At 44.3% G+C, this 15,386-nt stretch carries 14 protein-coding genes, 1 other RNA gene and 2 pseudogenes; 11 read left to right on the top strand and 6 right to left on the bottom strand.

Annotation, left to right across the window (positions count from 1 at the left end; genetic code table 11):
• Positions 1 to 250: pseudogene (locus Q0413_RS06540) on the top strand (hypothetical protein); the annotation flags it as partial.
• A 15-nt stretch (positions 251 to 265) separates the two neighbouring features.
• Entirely contained in the window at positions 266 to 724 is a 459-nt protein-coding gene (locus tag Q0413_RS06535) for a hypothetical protein (protein WP_298988176.1), read from the top strand.
• Positions 725 to 856: 132 nt separating this feature from the next.
• Here Q0413_RS06535 and Q0413_RS06530 read toward each other — a convergent pair whose 3' ends face one another.
• Positions 857 to 1,891 carry a hypothetical protein gene (locus tag Q0413_RS06530; protein ID WP_298988175.1) on the bottom strand — a complete coding sequence of 345 codons (1,035 nt, stop codon included), beginning with the start codon at positions 1,889 to 1,891 and terminating at the stop codon, positions 857 to 859.
• Between the two features lie 106 nt (positions 1,892 to 1,997).
• Here Q0413_RS06530 and truD point away from each other — a divergent pair, with 106 nt between their 5' ends.
• Complete coding sequence (gene truD / locus Q0413_RS06525) at positions 1,998 to 3,110, top strand: tRNA pseudouridine(13) synthase TruD (protein ID WP_298988174.1); 1,113 nt, start codon at positions 1,998 to 2,000, stop codon at positions 3,108 to 3,110.
• Between the two features lie 402 nt (positions 3,111 to 3,512).
• On the opposite strand, the gene Q0413_RS06520 is transcribed toward truD, so the two are convergent.
• Positions 3,513 to 3,878 carry a hypothetical protein gene (locus tag Q0413_RS06520; RefSeq protein WP_298988173.1) on the bottom strand — a complete coding sequence of 122 codons (366 nt, stop codon included), beginning with the start codon at positions 3,876 to 3,878 and terminating at the stop codon, positions 3,513 to 3,515.
• Between the two features lie 338 nt (positions 3,879 to 4,216).
• Here Q0413_RS06520 and rnpB point away from each other — a divergent pair.
• Together rnpB and Q0413_RS06510 are read left to right on the top strand one after the other, a co-directional pair.
• Positions 4,217 to 4,533: RNase P RNA component class A (rnpB, locus tag Q0413_RS06515), an RNA gene on the top strand.
• Between the two features lie 37 nt (positions 4,534 to 4,570).
• The gene (locus Q0413_RS06510; RefSeq protein ID WP_298988172.1) at positions 4,571 to 4,843 is read left to right on the top strand and encodes a hypothetical protein; all 273 of its coding nucleotides are present in this window, start codon (positions 4,571 to 4,573) and stop codon (positions 4,841 to 4,843) included.
• A gap of 1,206 nt (positions 4,844 to 6,049) precedes the next feature.
• On the opposite strand, the gene Q0413_RS06505 is transcribed toward Q0413_RS06510, so the two are convergent.
• The 4 genes from Q0413_RS06505 to rsmH form a co-directional block, all read right to left on the bottom strand.
• On the bottom strand, positions 6,050 to 7,120 hold the full coding sequence (locus tag Q0413_RS06505; protein ID WP_298988171.1) for a DNA recombination protein RmuC: 1,071 nt from the start codon (positions 7,118 to 7,120) through the stop codon (positions 6,050 to 6,052).
• Positions 7,110 to 7,919 (bottom strand): hypothetical protein, encoded by an 810-nt coding sequence (locus Q0413_RS11255; protein ID WP_366939660.1) that lies wholly within the window; start codon positions 7,917 to 7,919, stop codon positions 7,110 to 7,112. Before Q0413_RS11255 ends, Q0413_RS06505 begins: the two co-directional genes overlap by 11 nt.
• On the bottom strand, positions 7,920 to 8,084 hold the full coding sequence (locus Q0413_RS06495) for a hypothetical protein (protein ID WP_298988169.1): 165 nt from the start codon (positions 8,082 to 8,084) through the stop codon (positions 7,920 to 7,922).
• Between the two features lie 919 nt (positions 8,085 to 9,003).
• Positions 9,004 to 9,939, bottom strand: coding sequence for a 16S rRNA (cytosine(1402)-N(4))-methyltransferase RsmH (gene rsmH / locus Q0413_RS06490; RefSeq protein ID WP_298988168.1), 936 nt, complete (start codon positions 9,937 to 9,939; stop codon positions 9,004 to 9,006).
• A gap of 64 nt (positions 9,940 to 10,003) precedes the next feature.
• Between rsmH and Q0413_RS06485 the strand changes: the two genes are divergently transcribed.
• From Q0413_RS06485 to Q0413_RS06460, 6 genes and pseudogenes are all read left to right on the top strand, one after another.
• A complete protein-coding gene (locus Q0413_RS06485; RefSeq protein WP_295152874.1) occupies positions 10,004 to 10,564 on the top strand; it encodes a class II aldolase and adducin N-terminal domain-containing protein in 561 nt (186 codons plus the stop codon).
• Between the two features lie 132 nt (positions 10,565 to 10,696).
• Positions 10,697 to 12,154, top strand: a complete 1,458-nt coding sequence (locus tag Q0413_RS06480; protein ID WP_298988167.1) for a peptidylprolyl isomerase — start codon at positions 10,697 to 10,699, stop codon at positions 12,152 to 12,154.
• Positions 12,147 to 13,514, top strand: coding sequence for a cell division protein FtsA (gene ftsA, locus Q0413_RS06475; protein ID WP_298988166.1), 1,368 nt, complete (start codon positions 12,147 to 12,149; stop codon positions 13,512 to 13,514). The genes Q0413_RS06480 and ftsA overlap by 8 nt, the downstream gene beginning before the upstream one ends.
• 22 nt (positions 13,515 to 13,536) lie before the next feature.
• Positions 13,537 to 14,697 (top strand): cell division protein FtsZ, encoded by a 1,161-nt coding sequence (gene ftsZ / locus Q0413_RS06470; RefSeq protein WP_040303139.1) that lies wholly within the window; start codon positions 13,537 to 13,539, stop codon positions 14,695 to 14,697.
• Positions 14,698 to 15,210 (top strand): pyridoxamine 5'-phosphate oxidase family protein, encoded by a 513-nt coding sequence (locus Q0413_RS06465; RefSeq protein WP_298988165.1) that lies wholly within the window; start codon positions 14,698 to 14,700, stop codon positions 15,208 to 15,210.
• Between the two features lie 97 nt (positions 15,211 to 15,307).
• Positions 15,308 to 15,386: pseudogene (locus Q0413_RS06460) on the top strand (methionine ABC transporter permease); the annotation flags it as partial.

Genomic DNA, 15,386 nt, shown 5'->3' with positions numbered 1-15,386 from the left:
GCTTTTACACTATAAAGGCAAAGATATAGAGATCGATTTAAGAGATATAGACAACGAAAATACTAGTAAGAAAATTACGGATAATCCGTTTAAAATAATCTATGATCTAGAATCCATAAGAAGCGATATCGGGGATATACCAAAGCAAGAGATTGTGGATATTTTAAAAGAAATTTTAAATGAATATGGCGATGGAGGATCTATTATCCCAAAAGAAAATATTCAAGTAACTTTTATATCAAAAATTTAAAGCAAAGGGGATAAGGTGGCGTTTGAAAATGCGATCATCACTAAAGAGGATGATAAAAAATATAAACTTACTAAGATTTTTCTTAAATATAATCCATACGATAAAGGCTTGCCGGATCAATGGTATTGGGTTATAGACAGGGAGCGTGACTGCTGGCTTATGAAAACAGGGTTTTTCCCAGATCCCGAGGTAGATCATGGATATTTAAGTAAAACGCTTTGGACTTTATATTACCAAGGAAGTATTATTAAAGTAATATTAGATATAGAATTGGATGAAGAAAAGGAGATTATTGATTCTATAAAGTATAATACCGTCTGGTATTTGCTTGAGCTTCATCCTATTCGAACATTCAGGCTAAAAACACAAGATATTATAGATCTTTTAGCCGAAGCGCTTGATGTATTTGGTTTAGATGGTGCGTGGGATCAAGCTCCAAATTTTAAAGTAAAGCTAATAAACAAGCTAAAATAGAATTAGCATTGGAATAGCCAAAAAATATTAGGTGCCGAATTGTCTACAAGACGGAAAAATTCCATGCTTAAATTTCGATGTCTTTGGCACTGGTATGTCTTAGAAATTTAGAATTAATTTTTGGCGTCAAATTTAAATCAGCGTCGGCTTTAGCTTGCGTGCCGAAAAGTCGGGTCTCTCGCCGCGAGCTAGAGCGATGAGCTCATCCGTCGCAATTAGATAAAACCCCGCGAGGTCTCTGCCGAAAAGTCTTTGGATTTCATCGCTTCTGCCGTCTAAAAAATCAAGCGCAAGCTTGGAATTCAGGAGTAAAAAGTCGCTTCCGCTATCAAACGCGTCAAATAAAATTTCGCCCCCCAGCCGCAGCGCGCACTCCCGCTCGCGCTCATATATCTGCGCTCCAAGCGGCGCGCCTTCGCAGCCAAAGTGCACGATCTGCGCGCCCAGCCTGCTAGCCAGCTCCTCCGCAGCCTCGTCGTACCACACGGCGACATTAAAGCCGCTAAAATTGTGCTTCGCGCCCGTTGCGTCAAATTCCGCCATGCTCTGCGCGCTTAAAATTTTATTGCTGCGCGCGGGCTCAAATTTTAAAATGTCGCAAAACGCCCTGTATGCCGCGCGGTCGTCAAACTCCATCCCCACGGCGTCACACTTCGTAAAATACGCCATCTGCGGCTCGATGATCTCTAAAACCCTCATGCGCTCGCTAGGGTGCGCCTGCATCAGGCGGTGCGCGAAGATAAAGGCGCTATTGCCCAAAAACTCCCGTGAGCATGCGGGGATTTTCGTCGAGTAAAAATAGGGCGCGAGGCTTTTGTAAAACTCGAAATCAGAGACGTCCGCGATGCTCTCAAAGGCTTTAAATTTATCCAAAAACGCTCGCGGCTCGCAGCGCAGATCTTTAATCGCCTCTTTTTCGCTAAGAGGCGAGATGATTAGCTCGCTTCCAAAGTGCGCTATCAGCGTATCTAGCGGCTCTTTTACGCTCACCGCGGTGCCGCCGATTTTTACAAATTCCACCCCCTGCGCGCTGAAATAGGGATCGTGCGCGCAGATGTGATCAAGCAGTGCCGCAAGATCGGCAAAGGGCGCGCTTTCATAAACATAGGGCTTGAAGTAGCTTGCGACGTCGCAGCGAGGATCGAAGCGAAAGAGCCTGATTAGCATTTTTCATCCTTTTTTTATGGCGAATGATACTAGAATTTGCCTTAATAATGAGTTTTTTAGGCTCAATTTTATAAAATTGAGCCTTAGATTAACGCAAAGGCCGGCTATGAAAAATTTATACACCCTAAATCACGCGCCGATAAATGCGCATTTTAGTAAAAACTCCAGCGATTTTGTCGTGCGCGAAGTGCCGCTTTACGAGCCTAGCGAGGAGGGCGAGCACTGCATTTTGCTGCTGCAAAAAAAGGGCATCAGCACGCACGAGGCGCTGCGGATTTTAAGCGAACATACGGGCGCTAAGATGCGCGAGTTCGGCTACGCAGGGCTTAAAGATAAGCAGGGCCTTACGACGCAGCACGTTAGCATGCCCGCTAAATTTGAGCCCGCGCTGGGCGGATTTTCGCACGAAAGCCTTAAAATTTTAAGCGTGCAAAGGCACAAAAACAAGCTTAAAATCGGCCATCTTAAGGGCAACGACTTTTTCATCCGCCTAAAAAAGGTCCTGCCGCCCGACGCCGTCAAGCTCGCAGCTGCGATAGATACGCTGGGGCGCGAGGGCTTTGCGAACTACTTCGGCTATCAGCGCTTCGGCAAGTTCGGCGACAACGCGGCGCAGGGCGAGGAGGTGCTGCGCGGACAGAGGCGGCTTAAAAACCCCAAAATGCGCAACTTTCTAATCAGTGCCTATCAGAGCGAGCTTTTTAACCGCTGGCTTAGCAAGCGGGTCGAAATTTCAAAATTTGCGGCGGAATTTAGCCTTGGAGAGTTTGCTAAAATTTACGGGCTAAGCAAGGAGGAGGCGCGCGAGATCGCGGCTCAGCCGCAGTTTTTTAAGCTTTTAAGGGGTGAGATTTTAGGACATTTTCCCCGTGGCGCGTTTTTTAGCTGCGATGATCTTGGTGCGGAGTGCGAGCGGTTCGCAAGACGAGAAATCACGAGCGCAGGCCTTATCGTGGGGCGAGCGAAGCTGCGAGCTAGCGGGCTTGGCGGTAGATTTGAAGATGAGATTTTCGCGCCTGCTCGCGAGCTTGAGGCGCAGATGAACGGCTCGCGCAGGTTTGCGTGGAGCTTTATGGAGCGCGTACAGCACGCCTATGATGCGCAAAATGCGCATTTTAGTTTCAGTTTTTACCTGCCGAAAGGCTCTTACGCGACGGTCGTTTTGGAAGAAATTTTGCACCGAGATATATTCGAGGGCGCCGCGACGGACGAGGATTGAGCCTCATCATGCTGCAGAATAGGGTTCACGCCGCACTTGCGCTAAGTCACACTGCACCGCATCGCGGAGTGGGACTCCGTCACCCCGCGCCCCACGTTAAACCGCGCTGTAGAGTAGGGCTTGGCTACGTCGCGGCGCACCACGCTGCACGGAATTTTAAATCTTGGCTGCGTGGATTTAAATTTGCGCGGTAGATAAAATTTTATGAAATCTTATGAAATTTTATGAAATTTTATCGCAGCAAGCGCGCCGTTTTGTCTAAGCCATAGAATTTAAAATTTTATTCTGCTCGGCCGTAGGTAAAATTTGCTAAATTTCACCTTTTTATAGTTGCCCAAATTCATTTTCGCCAATAACCAGCAAAATATTATTAAGCTTAAAATCGCTTAAGTCTTTTATCTACTATTGCCCGTTTACAATATTTTCAAAAAAATTATTCTCTTCCCAAAAGTAGCATTCTAACATTTTTAAAATTCCATTTTCCAAAAAGACCATTGCTCCTCCAATGTTTTCACCAGAAAGCATTAAATTTACATTGCCGACAAAACCGTTGTTTTTGCTTTTTTCTAATATTTTTTTACACTTGAAATGGCAATAATATCCGGCTGTCGAAACCTCTCTTTTTGTAATTTCTGAATTTTCAAACTGCTCATAAAGCGCATAATCGCTTAAATCATCACTTATTAGCTTAATAATTTTAGCTTCGATATTTACAATATCTGTAAAATTATCTAGGGATAAACATCGTTCCGATTTTTGGTTTTCCATTTTTTATAACTCCACGTATAGTAATTTCATAGCCTTTAATATTAACTTTATAGCCATTAGTAAAATTATTTAGCAACTTACCATTTGCCATATCTCTTTCAAGTTCTTTAATTATAGCATTATAAGCTTGTTGTTGATTATTTTCAAATTTATTTAAAAATCATCTAATTTATGCTCTTTTTTGTTAAAGATGTGATTTAATTTATTAGCTTCTTTATCGTCATCATCCTCCGGAGGAATGGTGCAGGGGCGGGAGTTTATACTTGCTCACGCCAAAAATTCCACCCCTTAAATTCCACGAGTCCTGAAATTTAAGCCAAAAAAGCTATAATTGCACTCGGGTGTGGCGTGCGGTCGCTCCGCAAGGAGAGGAAAGTCCGAGCTGCGATAAGACAAGGTTGCGTCTAACGGACGCCGGGGGCAACCCTAGGGAAAGTACAACAGAAAGCAAACCGCCGCGCAAGCGGTAAGGGTGAAAGGGCGGGGTAAGAGCCCACCGCGCGCGTGGAGACACGAGCGGCAATGCAAACCCAACCTGCAGCAAGAACGGGTGGTTTCGTCTTATATTCGAACCGTTCGCTCGAACCGATTTGCAAAAATCGGTCTAGATAAATGACCGCTGTAACGGAACTCGGCTTATAACCACACCTATTTTTACGCCGAATTTATTTACTTGGAATAAGGAAAAAATTTTGAAAAGCTTAATTTTATGCGGTACGCTTTGCGCTATTGCTTTGGGGCTCGGAGGCTGCGCGGGCTCCGATAAATCTATAATCTTGCAAGGCGACGCCCACGATCGCGCCTGTGCGGAGGTTTATGGGCGCTATAAAGAGCTCGAAGCGGAGCTTTTGGCGGTAGAGGATCGATACGCAAACCCAAGCGTTGCAAACGATTATATACAGACTTACGACGAGTACGAGCGCACCATCGCCTACTACAACGAAAATTGCGCGACCGATAAATAGGCAGCGCAGATTGAGCGTGATTTAGTATAAACATGACTGCGGCGCAGCAGCGCAAAATGCTCAAAATTTTATAAAATCTCTAAAAACTATTGAAAATTTTATGCGAAACAAAAAGCATTTAAAATTTATTACGTACGCTTGGCTCTAGTGATACGAAGTCGCGGTGTGAAGCATAGCGTGGTGCCTATTCATGCCCGTATTTAGCTTGGTGCGCCAAATTGCGGTAGTCGTATGACGGCGCCACATACTCGCGCATTGGCTAAGGAACGCGCAATTTATTGATCGAATCGGCGCTAAGCCTTGAAATTGCGAAGTCGCGCTCAAAAATTCCGCCGTGCGAATTTGAATTAGTGGCTTAAAGTGTCAAAGTAATACCCCAAAATTTAGCCGCGAGGCGGACGATGAGCGATTTATTAATCGGATCGGCGTAAAGTCACACCAAAGATTCCGTCGAGTGGAGTTGGCTGTTATGTCCGTTTATGCGTCTGTCAAAGCCTCGTAGCCTCAATATAATATATTTCATCGAGTGGATTTGAATTGGCGCCTAGGCGCTTGGATCGATCGTAAAATCAGGTCTCAAAAATCCTGTTACTCGGGTTTGACCTGCTGCGCGATTTTCGCGGCATATAAAGGCGGTAAAATGAGATCGTTAGCGCAGTATCAAGGTACGGCGTAATTTTTTCGCTTGCGTATGCGGTTTTTGAGGCGCTTGGTAATTTCAGTTTGCTCGCAGAATTTTAAGATACGCGGTTTTTTGAGACTATAGCAGCGAGATTTTTTGGGTTTTTAGCGCGAAGGTATTTGGCGAATTTGCAGTGCTATGGCTTTGATTTTTGTCGAGAAATTTTAGAATTTTACGATTTCGCAAGAGAATTTTGTGTGTTTTGGCGCCGCGTCGAACTTAAAATTTCATCTTGCCGCCGCGTAAGATTGCGCGTCTAATCTTTCCATTTTTTTAAATACGGCGTATGTTTTGAGATTCGCGTCCGTTTTTGAAATTTTACTCCGAATAGACGCCGAATTCGCAAAATAAGCCGCCCGGTGATAATTTTAGAAAGCCGTGCAAGCCTGCAATGCAAAAGCTAAAGCTTTATGAGAGGCGGAACTTAAGGCGCCTTTGTCGATAATTTAGCCGCTCAAAATTCCGCCACGTTACGGCGTGCTAAGGCACCCGAAGCGCCGCATTGTACGCTACGTTTGCCCACCTTACAGCTCGCTAAAACGCTCAAAGCGGGCTTTTAGAGATTTTGCATTTTTGTTTAAAAGCTCCGCTTGCGCGGCGAGCTTATCTGCGTATGTTTGAAGCGATGTCGCATACTTAGCATGCGCCTCAAAGTCCGATTTTAGCGCGTAAATTTCATCTTTTACCGATTTGATATTTTGCGCGAGCGCCTCGTCTTTTACGAAGGTGCGGATCGTGCCTAAAAGCGCCAGCAGCGTCGTGGGTGATGCCGCAAAAATGCCGATTTGCGCGCAGTATTCAAGTACCTGCGGCAGCTTCTCGCAGACGTAGACGAAAACCGCTTCGCTGGGTACAAATAGCACCGCAAACTCCGTGCTAAGAGGCGGTATGATGTATTTTTCCGCGATATCTGCGGCGTGCTTTTTCATATCGGAAGTGAGTTGCTTATCCGCACTAGCAAGCGCTGCGGCGTCGTTTGAGGCGGAGGCGGCGATAATTTTTTCATAGCTTTGAAGTGGGAATTTTGAGTCGATGCAAAGAATTTTTTCTTTTGCGATATGCAGCGCGCAGTCTGCGATCCTGCCGTTTGGTAGATGCTTTTGCAGCTCATAAAATGCGGTGTTTTGCCCATAGATCATCGATAAAATTCTCTCTAATCGGTACTCGCCGAAGTTGCCGCGCAGCTTGACGTTGCCTAAAATCGCGTTTAGCCTTGCGATTTCGTCACGCACCTGAAGCGAAGTTTTATTTTGCTCGCTCATTCGCGCTAGATTTTCCGCTATGTCCTTAAAGCCGCGATCTAGCGAGCTTAAATTTTCGCTAAGTGCGCTGTTTTGGCGTTGCAAGCCCTCGCCTAGGGATCTATTAAGATAATAGAGCTTATCGTTAAAGCCGTCGTTTAGGCTTTGATTTAGCTTAAAAAGCTCGGCGCTCGCTCTCGCACTTTGAGCCTTGAGCCTTTCGCTTAAAAGCTCACTAAGTGTGGAGTTTGCATCGCTTATGCGGCGGTTTTGCAGCACGAGCGCGATCAGTAGGGCAAGCACTAGCGCAGCAAAAAACGCAAACGCCGCGAGCAAAATCCCATCAGCGCCCATTTTCTTGCACGCTTTGCGGATCTAAAATTTCATTTTTATAGCGTAGATATTCGATGTCGTTGTTAAGCGCGCGATTTTCCTCAAGCAAAACCTCGTGTTTAGTGCGAAGCGCGGCGATGTCGCGGCTGATGTAATAAATTTCGTTGCGGATGTAAATCGCCGGCACCGTCAGCAAAAACGCAAATCCGATCAGCAGATAAACGACTAAAAGCTGATAAAGCGTGAGATTTTTCTCCTTTTTTTTCTCGGCATCGTAGTTGCGTAGTAGCTCGTCTTGTGCGCCAGCAAAACTGCCGTAGCTGCGCCCTGCGGCAAGGCTTGAATAATCCTGCACGCCCAGATCTGCGTAATTTTGATTTTGCGTGCTTGCAAAGCTTGCATCTGCAAACGCCGCATAATCCACCTTGCCGGTAAAATTGGCACCTACAAAATCGCCGTAGCTCGCTCCGCTGGAATTATCGCTGTCGCGAGTGGCTGAAATATTTGCGTCGCCGCGTCCTTTTAATTTTACTTTGCTGCTTTTATTAAATTTTGTTCCGCCGCTTTCGGAATTTAGATAGTTTTGGGTATTTGTAAAGCCTGAACTTTCGAATTCCAAGCCGGTAAAATCGTCGTAACCGCCCGCTGCGCCCGCGTAGTTTCGTTTTACGGAAAGATCCGCGGCAAGCTTATCCTCTAGCTCCTCATCCGTCAGATCCTCCATAGCTCGTTTTTTCGCAAGCTCTATGCCCGCTAAATCAGATGTTCCTGCGAAGTCGTGCCCGTCATCGTAGTCGGCAAAATATTCATATTTATTCATCTAAAATCTCCATAAATTTAAAACCACGATCTTATCTTTACTCGCCGCCAAGGCGCCTGCGTCAAGATGAATTCGGTTCGAAACTCGCAGCTCGCCTGCGCTCAGCAAATAGCCGTTAAGGTAAAATTTAAAAGCCAAAATCACGAGCAAAATTTTTCTTTGCAATTTTACCTCGGTAAATGGAATTTTATCTTAACTCGCAAAATTATATCTCGGCCAGCAAAAGCAAAATTTTACTTTAGCAGGCTATTTTTGTTAATTTTGCTCACTCTTTGCACCGGCAGGCTCGTGGAATTTAGGTAAAGATCAATTCTGTCGTAGCGGGCAAGATTATGCTGCTTTTACCCATTTTATACGCTGCCGGCTTGCAAAATTTATATCGGCAGCAGAGTTATCTGCTGAGTCCCGCTGTCTAGTTTAAAATTTTTTGCATTTGCGGCGAAATTTCATTTACCTCACCCGCTATCTATCTGCAAAATTCTATCTTGGCAAGCGAAATTTTAATGTCTTCGCCTATTTGCACCGCCTGCTTGGGAAATTCATTTTGACAGGTAAAAATCAAGTTCGCTTTACTCGGCTTATCTTATAAAATTTTGTCAAATAATCTGAAAAACCGCTTAAAATTTTTACTGCGTCTTCGATGCGCCTTAAAACGCTAAGCGAAAGATATCGCTTGCAAGATAAGCTCTATCGTCTAAAAGGTCAATGAAACTACTGCTCGCTTACAAAATTTAGTTAAAGCAAAGGGCGAGATTTGACATTACGCCGCTTGCTTTAGGCGCCAAATTTTAACTCTCACTCTATTCTGTATTGCGCTGTCACTTAGCTTTTAAAATATGCAGTAACTAAATCTCATAAAATTATACATTAAATATAGCGTAAAATTCAACGTTAAATTTTTCGCTAAATTTTATGATTTAGCTATTGTGCGTTTAAAATAACGCTGAAAAATATCATAAATTTTAAAGCGAATTTTTGTAAGTTGGATTTTAAAATTCCGTAAAATTTTAAAATTTAATGCCTGCAAATCTGTAAATTTTACAAAATTTCGTCAAAATTTAAAATTCATAGCAAGTAAAGGCGGTTATTTTAGCCGAAAAATTCTAAGCTTCGCGCTCGCTGCTCGCGAGTTTTGCGCAAGCTCTTGCGCGTCCGCCGTTATAGGGCTTTTGGTTAGGATTTTACCTAATGAATGCCCGCCGCCACATTCGCAGCGCATAAACTCGCTAGGGCAGACGCAATCGCGCTCCCACGCTCTAAATTGCTCCTTTACTATGCGATCTTCAAGCGAATGGAATGAAATTATAGCGACAGTTGCATTAGTTAGAATTGAATCGCGCGATTTTTGCTCGATAAGATCAAGCAGGCGCTTTAGCTCGCCAAGCTCGTTATTTACCTCGATGCGGATCGCCTGAAACGCTAGCGCGGCGAGGCTGATACTGCGCCCTTTAACAGGCTTTGTTCCGATCAAATTTGCCAAAGCTTTAGCGCTTGTTAGCGGTGCGTTAGTCCGTGCAGTAGCTATTTTAGCGGCGATTGCGTTAGCGTTTGTTAGCTCACCGTATTCGTGGAAAATGCGCGCCAGATTCGCTTGCGAGTAGCTGTTTACGACATACGCCGCATCTAGCGCTGCGCCTGCATCCATTCGCATATCCAGCGCGTCGCTTTTGGTGGAAAAGCCGCGCGAGTTTTTATCCAGCTGAAGAGATGAAACGCCGATGTCGGCTAATATCCCGCGAACTGCGCGGAGCTTTTGCTCGGGCAGAATTTTTAAAATTTCGCTAAATTTAGCCTTATGAATCTCTACGCGATCTTTAAATTTACTAAGCCGCTCGCGCGAAAAATCTATCGCTTCGGCGTCTCTATCGCAGGCGATGAGTTTAAGGCGTGGATTAGCGCTCAAAATACCCTCGCTGTGCCCTCCGTAGCCTAGCGTGCAGTCGATAACATAGCCGTCTTCAAGCTGCGAAAATGTTGCGATCGTCTGCGAAAAAAGCACCGGAATATGTGGAGCTTGCACTTAAATTTATCCTTTTGAAATTTCTAATCCTATATAATAGCGAAATTTTTTACAAAGGCGAGAGATGGACGAGTATTATTATGAAATTTTGCGCAAAATTTCGCTTTCGATGTTTAGAGATAGGCTTTTTGGGATCTTTCACGGCTCGATTTCAGCAAAAATTAAAGAAAATCAATTTTTGATCAACAAAAAAGACGCGATTTTCGATAGCCTGGATAGGGATGATTTTATAACTCTGTTTTCAAAAAAAGACTACCGCTGGCAGGATGCTAGCATCGATAGCGACATACATATAAATATCTACAAAAATATAAAAGAGGCGAAATTCGTAACCTACGCGACACCACCATATCTCGTCGCATATACGCTGGAGCATGATTTTATTTTGCCGCGAGATTACTTTGGGGTGAGCAAATTTAAGCGCATTGAAATTTACGATCCTAAGAACTACGACGACTGGCACGAGCGCGCGCCGTATGAAATTTGTAACTATATGATAAATGAAAATAGCGATATAATGGTGATTCGCGGCTATGGGGTTTTTGCCCATGCAAGGAGCGCGCAGCAAATGGCGAAAAAAATAGCGATTTTAGAAATGAGTTCAAAGCTGCTTTTGCTAAGCTAAGATTAATGTATACCAAATCGTTTACTAACGCGTTATAATTCGCCAAAAATGCCTATTTTTCAGCCTTACATAAGGTTTTATCTGTATAATTACTAACAAAAAATTTCTTTAGTTAGCTATTTAAGGATTTAGATGATAGAATGGATGCAAAAGCATAAGAAGTCGCTTATACCGACGATCTGGATAAGCACGATAGCCTTCGTGGGCGCAGGCTTCGTCGGCTGGGGCGCATATGATATGAACGCTAACCGCGCAGGCTCAATCGCTAGAGTAGGGCAGATTTCAATAACGAATCAAGAATATAAGATAAAATCAACCGAGTTATACAATAGATTAAACGCTATGAGCGATGGGCAATTTACTCAAGAACAAGCCAAAAATATGCATCTAGATCAGATCGCAGTAGATCAGTTAATCGGCGAAGCGTATTTTCTAAATTTTGCTAAAGACTTAGGCGTTCAGGCCAGTGATAAAGATGTGGCGGAATTTGTGCTAAACTCGCCGAATTTCCAAGAAAATGGCGCATTTAGTAAGGAACTTTACGATAATGTTGTAAGGAATTCAGGACTTACTAAAAAGGAATTTGAGCGCAATCTACAAAAGGTCCTAACTTTAGAAAAGCTCGGCAAAGCGCTAAAAATAACGCCTAGCCCTAAGATCGTAGAAGCATTTGCAGCATCGCAGCTGATGCAGGATAAGGTTTCTGCAGAGATAATCTACGCCGATGCTAACGTCACTTTTAACGACGACGAGCTAAAGAAATTTTGGGAAGGCGAGAAATCACATTTTATGACTGAGAAAAAATATACTCTCGGAGCATATTTTGTGGCGCCTAGTAAAGCCGACGTGAATGAGACCGAACTAAGTAAATTTTATGAAGAACACAGAGGCGAGTATAGAAGCCTGGATGATAAACTATTGGATTTTGCAGAGGCTAAACCTAACGTCTTAAAAGATTACCGAATGGATCAGGTTAAAAAAGACGCTACAAAGGATTATCTGGAGATCAAAAAAGGCAAGCTCGATACTAATGAAACTATAGTCGCTACGGCTAGCAATTTTCCAGTATCTGAGATTGAGGTCGCAAAGCCAGGAGATGTCATCAAGCCTTTCGAGTACAAAGGCGGATATTTGATTGCTAAACTAAACGGTGTAGAGCAGCCTAGGCAGATGAGCTTTGAAGAGGCTAAGTCTTTGGCTTCTAAAGAATTTGAAACAAAAAAACGTAAAGAGCTACTTGAAAAAAGAGCTCAAGATGCACTTAAAAATTTCAAAGGCGAAGATTTCGGCACGCTATCTCTTAATAGTAAAAATAATACCAAGCTAAGCGATGACGAATTTTATAAATTTCTTATCGATATGTTTAATAAGCCGGCTAAAGAAGGGATAGTGATGTTTGATAACAAAGCCGTAGTGTATAAAATTTCACAGCAGAGCCTGGGCAGCAGCGAAGAGATAGATAAAGAAAAAGCGATCGTAGCCGATAGGATAACCGCGTTATTAAATTCCAATCTACAAGATGATCTAACCAAAATGCTAGAAAAGCGCTATAAAACCGAAAGATATTTTAAAGGTAAAGACAGTGAGTGAGTATATTTTAGGTCTAGATATAGGCTCAACTAAAATTCGCGCGATAATCGCTAAAAATGATGGCATTTTTACGGTCTTAGGCGTTGGCGGAGCCGATACTTTAGGTATCAAAAAGGGCGTCATAACAAACATAGAGCAAGCCGCGGGCTCAATAAAACAGGCGGTGAAAGCAGCGGTAAAAGGCGCTGGTAGAAGCTATGATAAAGCCATTATATCTATCTCCGGCTCATATGCCAAAAGCGTTAAATCTCGCGGCGTCATAACTATGGAAAATGAGATCGGACTAGATGAAATAAAGCGTGCCATGCAGGTTGCCGAAGCGCAAGCAAATGTGCCTAGCGATAGTGTGATTTTACATGTGCTTCCGTATGATTTTAGAGTCGATGAGCAGGAACACATCGAGGATCCCCTCGGTATGAGCGGTACGCGCCTAGAGGTATCTACGCATATCGTCATCGCGCCAGAAAGCTCAATTAAAAATTTAAAAAAATCCGTCGAGATGGCGGGCGTGAAGGTAGATAACATCGTTCTTTCAGGCTACGCATCATCCATATCTACGCTTAGCAAGGACGAAAAAGAGCTAGGTGTCGTACTGATCGATATGGGCGGCGCTACGTGCGATTTGGTCATCCATCTGGGAAATTCCTTACGCTATAACGATGTGGTTATGTTCGGCTCTAATAACGTTACTAACGATCTATCGCGAGCGCTACACACGCCGCTTCCGTATGCGGAAAATATAAAGATCACTTACAACGACTTGATCAATCAAGGAAATAGCGAGGTCGAGCTACCGGTCTTAGGCGACAGCGAGTCGGAAAACCACATCATAAGCCTTGAGATCATCTCTCAAGTCATCCTCGCTCGCGTTAAAGAGACTTTTGATATGATAGCCGACAAGATCGAAAGAAGCGGTTATAAAGACCGCATAGGCGCAGGTATTGTGATCACCGGCGGCATGGCGAAGCTAGACGACGTGCGCGATTTAGCGGCGATAGTTTTTGATAACACTTCCGTTAGGGTCGCAAGAGCAAAGAGTGTGGGCGGTCTGCACGAGATTGCTGATGATATTTCAAATTCTTGCGCACTAGGACTTTGCATGTATGGCTTCGGCGAATTTACCCCTTACGAGATGGACTCTAACGGCAAACTCCGCTACAAAGACGAAGTTATAAACAAGGCTCCGAAACGAAATGTGAACGAATATTATGAAAAAGAGGTCAGCAAGGCGATAGAAAAAGAGGGCGTCAGAGCGGATAGCGGTGCGGCTAAGAAGGAGGATCTAAATATCCAACTTCCCAAAAAAGACGGACAGAATTTTTTCAATAAAATTTGGTCGTCTATGAAAAATTGGTTTTAAATTTTAAGCTAAGGAGATACTCGTGAAAGGATACAGCATGGAAGAAAGAAAGGGCATCTACGGTGCCAAGATGAAGGTGATCGGCGTCGGCGGCGGCGGATGCAATATGATAAATCACATGATCCGCGAAGGATTTACCAAGACCGACGTTGAGCTTATGGTGGCTAACACCGACGCGCAGGCGTTAGAAAAGTCGATCGCAAATACTAGAATTTTACTAGGCGAAAACACCACCAAAGGCCTTGGCTGCGGTATGGATCCAGCGCTTGCTAAAATGGCTGCGGAGGAGAACTACGACGATCTTAAGGACCGTTTGGACTACTCCGATATCGTTTTCGTGGGCTCTGGCTTAGGTGGCGGCACCGGCACGGGCGCTGCACCTATCGTCGCTAAAGCTGCGAAAGAGAAAAAAGCGCTAACCATCGGCGTCGTTACTACCCCTTTCGGTTTTGAGGGTAAAAAGCGCATGCGACTAGCACAAGAGGGTCTTGAAGAGCTTAAAAAAGAGTGCGATTCCATAATCGTTATCCCAAATCAAAATTTATTGAAGATCATCGATAAAAAAACCGGCCTAAAAGATGCCTTTAAAATCGTGGATAATGTCCTATTCCAAGCCGTAAACGGCATGATCTCCGTGATCTTGGAGTCCGGCGATAGCGATATTAACGTAGATTATGCCGATGTCAAAAAGGTAATGACTCACCGCGGTTTGGCGCTTATGGGTATCGGCGTTAGCGAGGGTGATGGTGCGGCAGAGGAAGCGCTAAAAAGCGCGATCCAATCTCCACTTTTGGACAATACCTCCATCCACGGCGCTATGGGCGTGCTAGTGCATTTTAAGATGTCGCCTGATTGCTCCTTGCTTGAGATCGAATCTGCTATGAATATCATCGAAGATACCGTGGATAAGGATGCCGATGTTACTTGGGGTACCACTACCGATCCTAAGATGGAAAATAACCGCGTCGAAGTTACTCTCATCGCCACCGGTTTTGAAAGGAGCATCGAGGAAAAAAAGCAGGTCGCCAGCGATAACGTAGCGGATCGCAGGAAAGCGCTTTTAGAGAGCATGGGTCGAAATTCTATCTTTTCTAGACAGAAGGTAAGTAGCGGCGATTTTAACGGAGACGAAACCTACGACGAGCTCGACGAGCCCGCATTCCTACGCAACCAGATGGACTAAATGCGCAGACGAGATAGGCAGCTAAGCGAAGATGAGGCGTTAAAAATCATCGACGAGAGCGAATACGCTACGCTTAGCTGCATAGACGAGAGCGGCGAAATTTTTAGCGTGCCTATCTCGCCCGTGCGCGATGCAGACGTTATTTATATCCACGGCGCTCCTGCCGGCACAAAGGCAAAACTCTTTCAAAACGGACGCGCGGTAACGGCGGTTTTTGTTAGCTATAACCGCGTTCCTACCCCAAGCGACGAAGAATACCGATCTATCGCAAATGACGCTGCCGCTTTAGGCTCTAGAGTTTATACGACGGAGTACCGCAGCGCGATCGCCATTTGCGAAGCAAACGAAGTGTTAGATGACGAGCGTAAAATTTACGCCCTGCGGATACTTTGCGAAAAATACACCCCAAACTACATGTCGCGCGTGGAATTTGCCTCCAGAGCATCATTAAAGCGCATGAAAATTTACGAACTCAAAATAAAATCCGTAACCGCAAAGGCTAAAATTTTATAGAATTAAATTTAAGAAATCTAAATTTAAATTGCTTGATTTCTTAAAATTTCAAGTTTGAATGCTAGGCAAATTTTAATCTGAAATTTCGTATCGCCAAATTACAAAGCTTCTTATCGGCACTAGTATCGGCACCACCGCGGCGATCGTGCCGCTTACTATCGGCTCGGCGCCCTTTA

This window comes from uncultured Campylobacter sp. (genome assembly GCF_938045465.1).
Classification (GTDB): Bacteria; Campylobacterota; Campylobacteria; order Campylobacterales; family Campylobacteraceae; genus Campylobacter_B.
This window is presented reverse-complemented; position numbering and strand designations above follow the sequence as displayed.